The organism is Pedosphaera parvula Ellin514, from assembly GCF_000172555.1.
GTDB lineage: Bacteria > Verrucomicrobiota > Verrucomicrobiia > Limisphaerales > Pedosphaeraceae > Pedosphaera.
In genome coordinates this window covers 57,997-67,871 of record NZ_ABOX02000039.1, presented here as the reverse complement: position 1 = coordinate 67,871, position 9,875 = coordinate 57,997, and the positions used below count along the sequence as shown (strand labels likewise).

At 51.8% G+C, this 9,875-nt stretch carries 7 protein-coding genes; all 7 read left to right on the top strand.

Annotated elements, in window-relative coordinates:
- The first annotated feature begins 408 nt into the window (after positions 1-408).
- On the top strand, positions 409-1,125 hold the full coding sequence (locus CFLAV_RS23365; RefSeq protein WP_007417321.1) for a (Fe-S)-binding protein: 717 nt from the start codon (positions 409-411) through the stop codon (positions 1,123-1,125).
- Entirely contained in the window at positions 1,122-2,516 is a 1,395-nt protein-coding gene (locus tag CFLAV_RS23360; RefSeq protein ID WP_007417320.1) for a LutB/LldF family L-lactate oxidation iron-sulfur protein, read from the top strand. Before CFLAV_RS23365 ends, CFLAV_RS23360 begins: the two co-directional genes overlap by 4 nt.
- Positions 2,513-3,202, top strand: a complete 690-nt coding sequence (locus tag CFLAV_RS32945; RefSeq protein ID WP_007417319.1) for a LutC/YkgG family protein — start codon at positions 2,513-2,515, stop codon at positions 3,200-3,202. Before CFLAV_RS23360 ends, CFLAV_RS32945 begins: the two co-directional genes overlap by 4 nt.
- Before the next feature lie 34 nt (positions 3,203-3,236).
- A complete protein-coding gene (locus CFLAV_RS23350; RefSeq protein WP_007417318.1) occupies positions 3,237-5,453 on the top strand; it encodes a bifunctional rhamnulose-1-phosphate aldolase/short-chain dehydrogenase in 2,217 nt (738 codons plus the stop codon).
- Positions 5,454-5,648: 195 nt separating this feature from the next.
- Positions 5,649-7,082: a sulfatase family protein gene (locus CFLAV_RS23345; protein WP_150107556.1), complete on the top strand. Its 1,434-nt coding sequence runs from the start codon at positions 5,649-5,651 to the stop codon at positions 7,080-7,082.
- Positions 7,083-7,238: 156 nt separating this feature from the next.
- Entirely contained in the window at positions 7,239-8,567 is a 1,329-nt protein-coding gene (locus tag CFLAV_RS23340; RefSeq protein ID WP_007417316.1) for a DegT/DnrJ/EryC1/StrS family aminotransferase, read from the top strand.
- A 181-nt stretch (positions 8,568-8,748) separates the two neighbouring features.
- The gene (locus CFLAV_RS23335) at positions 8,749-9,795 is read left to right on the top strand and encodes a beta-propeller fold lactonase family protein (RefSeq protein ID WP_160164646.1); all 1,047 of its coding nucleotides are present in this window, start codon (positions 8,749-8,751) and stop codon (positions 9,793-9,795) included.
- Positions 9,796-9,875 lie beyond the last annotated feature (80 nt).

Genomic DNA, 9,875 nt, shown 5'->3' with positions numbered 1-9,875 from the left:
CGGTGAAAACTTTTTGCGGAGTTGGTCTGTTGCGCGGTGTCTGGGCTTCGTTGCTGGAAGTCGAGTTCCAAATATTAATACGTGCATCGGGTTCGGTCGGTATCGGAAGCCATCGGAAGGTATTAGAAGGTATCGGAAGGTTAAAAAACTTTTGAGGCTGAAATGCCATAAAGGAGTCCGAGACAAAATGACGCCAAACGAGAAGATTCGAGTGAATCCGCTGCCCTGGCCCGACGTCGAAAGCGGAATTATTACGGCTTTCAAAAGGTCCGTGCATTTGATAGGAAACTCGTTCCGTTTCGAAATGGCTAACCGTCAGTTGTCGGCGGAAATAACTGTTTTGAATGGAATGCGAACCGGCATGCGGATGGGTGGCAGAGCCTGGGAGTTCGTTGCGAGTTGATATTGATGAAAATTACGTTGTTCATTCCGTGCTTTGTTGACACGCTGTTTCCGCAGGTGGGAATCAGCATGGTGCAAATTCTGGAGAAATTAGGCCATCGGGTCGAATGCCCGGAAGAAGTTGCCTGCTGCGGTCAACCTGCGTTCAACTCGGGCTGTTGGGAGGAATCGCGGCTGGTGGCGGCCAATGTGCTGAACCGGTTCAAGGATGCGGAGGCGGTCGTGGTGGCTTCGGGTTCCTGCGGTGCGATGATCAAGGTGTTTTATCCGGAGCTTTTTGCAAAGACTGAGCATGCCACAAACGCTCAATCGCTTTCGCAGCGCGTGTGGGAATTTTCTGATTTTTTGGTTTCGAAACTGGGAGTGACAGACCTGGGCGCGCGCTTCCCGGCGAAGGTAACGTTTCATGACGGTTGCCATGGACTGCGTGAATTGGGGATCAAGAAATCTCCACGCGCTCTACTGAGCAAGGTTCGTGATTTGGAATTGATTGAAATGAAGGATGCGGAGACTTGCTGCGGTTTCGGCGGCACTTTCGCGGCGAAGTTTCCGATGATTTCGACCGCCATGGGCGAGGTGAAATGCGCGTCAGCCCAGCAAACGGGCGCAGATTATATTGTTTCGAATGATTCGAGTTGTTTGATGCATGTGCAAGGCTTGTTGAATCGTCAGGGTAAACCGCTCAAGACGATTCATTTGGCGGAGGTATTGGCGCAACAATGAATACCTTTGCTGAACAATTCAAGGAGCAGGCCGAGGAGATCACCCATGATTTGCGTCATCGCCAATTGATTCAGGTGGCACTCGGCAAATACGAGGTCAAGCGAGACGAGAAGAAGGCTGCGTTTCAAGACTGGCAATCGGCGCGGCAAGCCGCCGCTGAGATCAAGTGGGAGGCGATCAATCATCTCGACACGTATCTCCAGGAATTCGCGCGCAAACTGGAAGCGCGCGGCACAAAGGTGCATTGGGCCAGCACGGCCGAGCAGGCCCGCGATATTATTATCGGTATCATTCGGGCACGGAAAGCCCGCACGATTGTGAAGTCCAAGGCGATGACCGCCGAGGAGATTCATTTGAACGATGCGTTGGAAAAGGAAGGATTTGAGGTGGTGGAATCCGACCTCGGCGAGTTCATTGTCCAACTGCGTCACGAACCGCCTTACCACATCGTTTTTCCGGCAATGCATTTGACGCGCGGAGACATCAGCGCACTCTTTGAAAAAGAACTTGGCAGTGCGCCAACGAATAGTCCGGAAGAATTGACGATGATTGCGCGACGGGCATTGCGCGATAAATATGTAAAGGCAGATATTGGGATCACAGGCGCGAATTTCGCGATTGCCGAGACGGGGATGATTTCAATCACGGAGAACGAAGGAAATGCGCGTCTGACGGCGGCATTGCCGAAGACGATGATTTCGCTGCTGGGTATTGAGAAGGTGCTGCCGCGCATGGAAGACCTGGCGTTGTTCCTGCCCATGCTCGCGACTGCGGGTGCCGGGCAGACGATCACAGGTTACAACTCACTCTACGGTGGACCGCGTCAACCAGGTGAGAGCGACGGGCCGGAAGAATTTCACGTTGTCCTTCTCGACAATCGTCGCACAGAATTATTGGCAGATCCGGAACAACGCGATGCGCTGCATTGCATTCGTTGTGGTGCCTGTCTGAATGTCTGTCCGATTTTCCGAAATGTTGGCGGTCACACCTACGGCACAACTTATTCCGGGCCAGTCGGTTCAGTGATCACACCGCATCTGCGGGGATTGCAGGACTGGAAACACCTTTCGTCAGCATCGAGTCTCTGCGGCGCCTGCACCGAGGCTTGCCCGGTCAAAATCGATTTGCATCATCACCTGCTGCATAATCGACGGAACAGTTCGCAACAGAAGCCGAACGCAATGGAAAAGTTTAGCTTCAGGGTTTTTGCGCAAATCGTGAATCGTCCCGAAGTTTATTCGCTGGTTAAAACCATTGCGCGGCTCATGCAGCCGTTGCATCGGATGGTTAAAGGCAGGTCGATTGATCCCGCTTACAGTTGGACCAAAACCCGCGACTTGCCACAAATGCCGAAGCAAAGTTTCAAGGATTGGTGGAGGGATCGCCAATGAGCGAGCGTGAAAACATTTTAGGCCGCATTCGGGAAGCACTGACATTGACGGCCCCGGTTCCAGGCAAACATCACGGTGGCACAGCTCACAAACCGGTGAATGGACAGGCCACGAACGGTACAAGCCAATGGCTGCCGTTCGTCGGCAAAACTTTTGAGGATCAAGTCGCTACTTTCCGCGCCAACTCGGCCGACTTAAAGACCGATTTTCACCTTCTGGAAAATCGTGAAGCAATGAACGCGAAGCTTCGGGAACTGGCGAAGCTGGAAAATTGGCGGCGAATCGGCATTCATGGCAGCGAACTGATTTTGCAGGCACGCGAGACACTGGGACTGCCGGTGGTTCGCACCGATGAAGCGTATGACGTGAATGCGTTGGAGAGTTGTGACGCTGGAATTACTGCATGCGATGCGCTGGTGGCGCAGACTGGCAGTGTGCTTGTCACCAGTCGCAGCGCAGGTGGACGTGCACTTTCAGTGTTGCCGCCGCATCATGTGGTGCTCGCGCGTCGGGAGCAGTTGCTCGCCGATTTGCCAGCGGCTTTCGATTTGCTCAAGCGAAAGTATTCGAGCAATTATCCCAGTTTTATTTCCTTTATCACTGGTCCGAGTCGCACCGGTGATATTGAAAGAATCCTAGTGCTGGGAGCGCATGGCCCAAAAAAATTAACTATTCTCTGCTTTTAACTGAACAGATAGGATATCACCCAATATCACAAATATGAACAAGTCCTTTAAGTACGTGAACAATCTCTGGAACGATGAGGAAGCGGCCAAGCTGGATGCCGTGGGCCGTTTAATCTATCGCTCCAACAAGCTTGGCACCGATCAACGCATCACCAATACGGGTGGCGGCAATACTTCAGCCAAGCTTTCGGAAACTGATCCGCTCAGCAAACAGCCAGTCGAAGTTTTGTGGGTCAAAGGTTCGGGTGGCGATCTGCGTACTTCAACACGTGAGAATTTCTCCTCGTTGTATCAGGACAAGCTGGTCTCGTTGCAAAAGGTTTATGGCGCATATCCTCAGAAGGGACCAAAGACCCAGGCCGAAGATGATATGGTGGGCATGTATAATCATTGCACCTTCAACCTGAACCCGCGTGCTTCGTCCATCGACACCCCCCTGCACTCCTTCATTCCCGCCAAGCATGTGGATCACACGCATCCCAACGCGGCAATCTCGGTGGCGGCTTCCGCCAATTCCGTGAAGCTCACGAAGGAGATTTATGGGGATGAAGTCGTTCACACTCCCTGGTTGCGCCCCGGATTTGAGCTGGGTCTGGAGATGCAGAAGATTTGCAAAGAAAACCCCAAAGCCATTGGCATCATCATGGGCCAACATGGACTGATCAACTGGTCCGACGATGAAAAGGAATGTTATTTTCGTTCGCTGGAATTGATTGAGAAGGCGGCCCAATACATCGAAAAGAAGTATGCCGAAAAAGGTGGCGACCAGACTGCGTTCGGCGGTCAAATTCATAATACGCTTCCCGAAGCTTTGCGCAACAAGGTGTTTGCGAAACTGCTGCCCTGGCTGCGCGGCCAGGTAAGCCAGCAAAAGCGTTTTATTGGCACCATCCAGGATGATGAAAAAATCCTGCGCTTCGTAAACTCGAAAGATGCAGCGCGTTTGGCCGAACTTGGAACGAGTTGCCCCGATCATTTTCTCCGCACGAAGATCAAGCCGCTCTATATCCCTCTTGAATCTGGCAGTTGCGACGAGGCTTCAATTGACAAGCACGTTGAGTTGCTTAAGAAGAAATTGACCGCCGGTTTGGAACAATATCGGAAGGACTACGCCGATTATTACAACAAGTGCAAGCGCCCGAACTCCCCTGCCATGCGCGATCCCAATCCCACGGTGATTCTCATTCCTGGATTGGGCATGGTGGCGTGGGGCAAGGATAAGAGCGAATCGCGTGTGACGGCTGAGTTCTACAACTGCGCAGTGGAAGTCATGCGCGGTTCCGAAGCGATTGATAAGTATATCGCCTTGCCGCAGCAGGAGGCATTCGATATCGAATATTGGTTGTTGGAAGAAGCGAAGCTCCAGCGGATGCCGGCTGAGAAGGAATTGGCGCGTCAGATTATCGTCGTGATTGGTGCAGGTTCAGGCATCGGTAAAGAGGTGGCGCATCGTTTGGTGAAGGAAGGCGCTCATATCGTTTGTGTGGATGTGAATGCTCAAGCTGCGCAGGTAACGGCCAAGGAAATAACGGACAAATATGGTTTGGGCATTGGGGTGGCGGGAACAGGTCTTTCCAATTGCGGCCCCGCCATTGGCCTGGCTTGTGACATCACCAATCGCGCCAGCGTTCGCGTGATGCTTGACCAGGTGGCGCTGGCCTATGGTGGCTTTGATTCCCTGGCCATCACCGCCGGCATCTTCGTGGCTCCAGACACCACCGGCCACATTCCGGATGACAAGTGGGCGCTTACTTTTGCCATCAATGTGACCGGCAGCTACATCGTGGCTGATGAAGCCTTCAAGACTTGGAAGGAACAGGGTCTCTCCGGCAATTTGGTGCTGACCACCAGTGCCAATGCGGTTGTCGCCAAGAAAGGCTCGGTTGCCTATGACGCTTCCAAGGCAGCAGCAAATCACTTGGTTCGGGAACTGGCGATCGAACTTTCACCGCTCGTTCGAGTGAACGGAGTGGCGCCAGCGACGGTGGTTCAAGGTAGCTCCATGTTCCCGCGGGACCGTGTGATTGCGAGCCTGGCGAAATACAACATTCCATATGCTGAAACCGAAGCGACTGAGTCACTCACCACCAAGCTGGCGAAGTTTTATGCGGATCGCACGTTAACCAAGAATCCGATCACCCCGGCTGACCAGGCGGAAGCGTTCTTCCTGTTGCTGACGAAGCGTCTCTCCAAAACAACCGGACAGGTAATCACCGTGGATGGCGGACTGCACGAGGCTTTCCTCAGGTAACCGCACAACAACCAAGGCTCCTAAAGGCGGCACGGTGGCAATGCCGTGCCGCCATTGGAAACAGATTGCAGCGCACCAGCGCATGGAATTTGGCACTGAAACGTTCCGCCGAACCGAGAAGTCTACTGGCAATTTAATTTTAACCTATTTATGTTTTTCGCTTCCATAGAGCATAGTTGGAAATACAATCGAAAAATGTTGAGTACATTCTTAACGCGTTTTAATGTACCGTTGCTGTGGCTTTTTCTATTCCTTATTTCGGCAGGCTCGACAAGCTGTGCCGCGACTCAACCCCCAAACGTTCTGTTCATAATTGCTGACCAATGGCGGGCAGAAGCCATGGGTTATAACGGCAATCCAGATGTTAAAACCCCGCATCTGGATCATCTTCAAAGTGAGAGTGTCGATTTTGTGAATGCGGTTTCGAGTGTGCCCGTTTGCTCTCCAACCCGTGCGTCACTCATGACCGGCCAACGGGCTCTGACTCACGGAGTCTTCGTGAATGACGTCCCGCTTTCTCCGAAGGCCATCACACTTTCCAAGGTTTTGCATCAAGCAGGTTATGACACGGCTTGCATCGGCAAATGGCATCTGGATGGCCATGGGCGGTCTCAGTTCATTCCCCGCGAGCGCCGGCAAAATTTTGATTATTGGAAAGTACTCGAATGCACTCACCAATATAACAACTCCTTTTATTTCGCTGACCTTCCGTTCAAACTGAAATGGGATGGTTATGACGTGTTTGCTCAAACCCATGACGCATCTCAGTATTTACGCAATCATTCCCACGCTAAAAAGCCATTCTTTCTTTATCTTTCATGGGGACCGCCGCACGATCCCTACCAGACAGCTCCAGCAACATATCGTTCTCAATATCAGGCTGCGAAAATAAAAACCCGCCTCAACGTTCCGCCCGGAATGCGTGCGTCCGCACAAACAAATCTGGCCGGATACTATTCTCACTGCACAGCAATCGATAGCTGCGTGGGAACGCTTTTGCAAACTCTCAAGGATACCGGGTTGGAAACCAACACGCTGGTCATATTTACCTCAGACCATGGAGACATGCTCCACTCCCATGGACTGGTAAAAAAGCAGCATCCTTTTGATGAATCAATCCGTGTGCCTCTACTGATGCGCTGGCCGGCTGGGCTCGGGACTCAGCCGAGGAAACTGGATGCCCCTTTCAACTCGCCCGACTTCATGCCCACCATTCTTGGATTATGCGGGGCACCAGTGCCCAACACCGTTGAGGGTATTGACTATAGCGCCTATCTTCAGGGGGATGTAAATCCGTCGGATGGTGCGACTCTCATCAGTTGTCCTGTGCCGTTCGGAGAATATAGCCGTCAACATGGCGGCCGGGAATACAGAGGCATCCGCACCACCCGTTATACGTACGTCCGCGATTTGAATGGACCCTGGCTTTTGTTCGACAACCTGGAGGACCCTGCGCAAATGGACAACCTGGTAGGCCAGCCGGAATGTGCTCAGCTCGAGGAAGATTTGGAAAAGATCCTCCTGCAAAAACTGGCGGAGGCAAACGACCAGTTTTTGCCAGGTCAGGCTTACCTTGACCGCTGGGGCTACAAACTGAATGCCAATGGAATAATTCCCTACACTCCGTAGCGGAGGTTTAGTCCCGGATGGTTTAACAAACAGTTTTCCTGAATCAATCTGTTCAGGAAGCAATACATACTTGCCATTGTTTCAATATCCGGGTTTGGAAAAGGCTGGCAGCATCGAAGCTTTTGGATAATGTGATGTGCATTCAACTCAAAATTTATGTCACCTCGCGACCTGTCTCGAAGACAATTTATTGCTGTCACTTCCGCCACGCTTCTAGCGAGCCAACTGCCAGCCGAAGGAGTGGATCTTAAGTCGGATGATGCCACCAAACTGGCTATTGAAGGCGGCAGCAAGTCATTGAAGAACCCGTCTCAAAAGCTAATCCGTTGGGGTGAGCCAGAACGGGAGCGCCTGTTATCCCTGCTAAGCCAATCGACTCTGTTATACTGGAAAGCACCGCAAACAACCCTGCTGATCCAGCGTTTCAGGGAGCACTATCCGTTGAAACATGTTATGACCTGCTCTTCAGGTACAGCCGCTGTACACGTTGCGATTGCCGCTGCGGGTATAGGCCCCGGGGACGAAGTCATCACCACCCCGATCACCGACATGGGAACGGTCATCGGAATTCTCTTCCAGCAGGCAGTTCCGGTTTTTGCCGACCTGAATCCGCACGACTACAACCTGGAGATTGCTGATGTTGAGCGCAAAATTACCTCCCGCACCAAAGCCATCATTGCCGTTCATTTGGCTGGCAACCCAAGCAAGCTCAATCAACTGAAGCAAGTGGCGGATCAACACGGTTTAATTCTGATCGAGGATTGTGCCCAAGCCTGGGGTGCCGCGTATCAAGGCAAGCCAGTCGGCACCATCGGACACATCGCTTGTTGGTCGCTACAGGATTCCAAACAAATAACCTGCGGAGAGGGTGGAATTGTTGCGTCCAACGACGAACGGTTTGGGCAACGACTGCAACCGTTTGCCGACAAAGGGATTGATCGCAACAATGTCAAACAAGCTACCGAAATCCTGGCGACCAATTATCGGATGAGCGAACTGCAAGCTGCCTTTGCTGCGGCCCAAATGACTCGTATGCAGGGAATTGCCGCCCAACGAGCCAAACTCGGAAATCTGCTTACGAGAGAAATACAGGGGCTTCCAGGCATTACTGCACATCAGGTGGATGAACGGGATCGCTGTTCCTATTATTCCTATATACTCAGAATTCAGCCGAAATTCATCCATTGTGGGCGTGAACAGTTTGTGAAGGCTCTGAATGCCGAAGGTATCGCCGCGAGCGCTGGATATATCCCTGAACCACTTTATAAAAAACCGTTATTCCAAAACCATTCGTTCTTTGCCGGACGCTGGCCCATTCGGGAGATGGGCCTGACAAAAATGGATTATACTAAAATCTCCTGCCCGGAGGCGGAGGCAATTTTAGAAACCTGTGTGCTTATTCGCATCAATCAAGCGATGGATGAAGATTACATCCGCGGAATTGGAGCTGGAATCCGAAAAGTGACGCGCCATTTTACAGCCTGACAGGCAACTATTCTTAGCGCCAAACCAAACACGCACTGTTATTCAGGGTCGGTAAAATACCCATATTCACGATCGTGAGGGAGGATAAAATCACGTCCAAGTCGGCAGCAACATTTTCATAACCAAACAATAGCCGTATCCAGGAAACTTTTGCAGCGGACTTTTTCAAATGGGAAAGCTTATGAGAAACATCATCGCAACAATGGGTTTGGCCTCAATCATCCTAATGAACCTGGCATCTTCCTGCCTCGCTCAAAGGTTACTCACCACCTATGTCGTTTGCGTTAGCAACGAAAAGTCCGGGGATGTCACCATCATCGATGGTCCTAATGGTGATGTAATGACCACCGTGCCGGTTGGGCGGCGGCCACGAGGAATTCATGCCAGTGCGGATGGAAGATTGCTTTACGTTGCCTTGAGTGGCAGTCCCTATTTTGAGAGCCTGCCGTTGGACGCCGAAAGGAATGTGGTTAAATATCCTGACCATTCCGCAGATGGAATTGCTGTCATCGATCTGCAACGAGGTGCGCTGGTTCGCAGACTTTCGGTTGGCTCCGATCCTGAACAGTTTCTTGTGGATCCGAGTGGCTTCCATCTTTACGTTCCCAATCGAGACATGGCCACTGTAAGTGTGGTGGATATGCCCAGCGGAAAGATTATCAAGGTCATTCCCGTTGGCACGGGCCCCGGTGGAATCTCCTTTGCTCCAAACGGAAAGCTTATTTATGTTACCTGCGAAGCTGATAATTGGCTCTTTTCAATTGACCCGGGAAACAATCAGATTGCCGACCAGTATCCTGTTGGAGCCAATCCACGCATGGTTAAGTTTATGCCGAATGGTGCGAGCGCGTTTGTGCCTTCTGCTTCCACCAACTATCTCAACATCATCAACATGACAAACCTTGCCTTGGTCAGCACTGTTGCCCTGCCCAAGGGTTCCCATCCAACAGAGATTGCCGTCGGACGGGATGCTAAAACCCTGTACGTCACTTCTGGCACCGCAGGCACGGTTTGCCTCGTGGACGTGCCAGGAAAATCATATATCAAATCCGTCGCCGTTGGTCCCCATGCACGCGGAATCGGCATTTCACCTTCCGGCAAAACCATCTACGTCGCCAACGGCCCTTCAAATGACATCTCGGTTATTGATGTAGAAACAGCGCGGGAAATCAAGAGAATCAAAACCGGAAAGGGCCCTTGGGGCATCGAAGTCGTTCAGCTTAAGTAGAGTAGAGGTTTGTCGTTCTCTCCTCGTTGGGCATTGGGTGCTGCATCCAGCAGGAGAAAGCACTCTTCGATAAAGCATCT

Excerpts from the sequence above, each read along its gene's own strand:
- CFLAV_RS23335 (WP_160164646.1), top strand. The coding sequence starts at position 8,749 with ATGAGAAACATCATCGCAACAATGGGTTTGGCCTCAATCATCCTAATG.
- CFLAV_RS23340 (WP_007417316.1), top strand. The coding sequence starts at position 7,239 with ATGTCACCTCGCGACCTGTCTCGAAGACAATTTATTGCTGTCACTTCC.
- CFLAV_RS23350 (WP_007417318.1), top strand. The coding sequence starts at position 3,237 with ATGAACAAGTCCTTTAAGTACGTGAACAATCTCTGGAACGATGAGGAA.
- CFLAV_RS23345 (WP_150107556.1), top strand. The coding sequence starts at position 5,649 with ATGTTGAGTACATTCTTAACGCGTTTTAATGTACCGTTGCTGTGGCTT.
- CFLAV_RS23360 (WP_007417320.1), top strand. The coding sequence starts at position 1,122 with ATGAATACCTTTGCTGAACAATTCAAGGAGCAGGCCGAGGAGATCACC.
- CFLAV_RS23365 (WP_007417321.1), top strand. The coding sequence starts at position 409 with ATGAAAATTACGTTGTTCATTCCGTGCTTTGTTGACACGCTGTTTCCG.
- CFLAV_RS32945 (WP_007417319.1), top strand. The coding sequence starts at position 2,513 with ATGAGCGAGCGTGAAAACATTTTAGGCCGCATTCGGGAAGCACTGACA.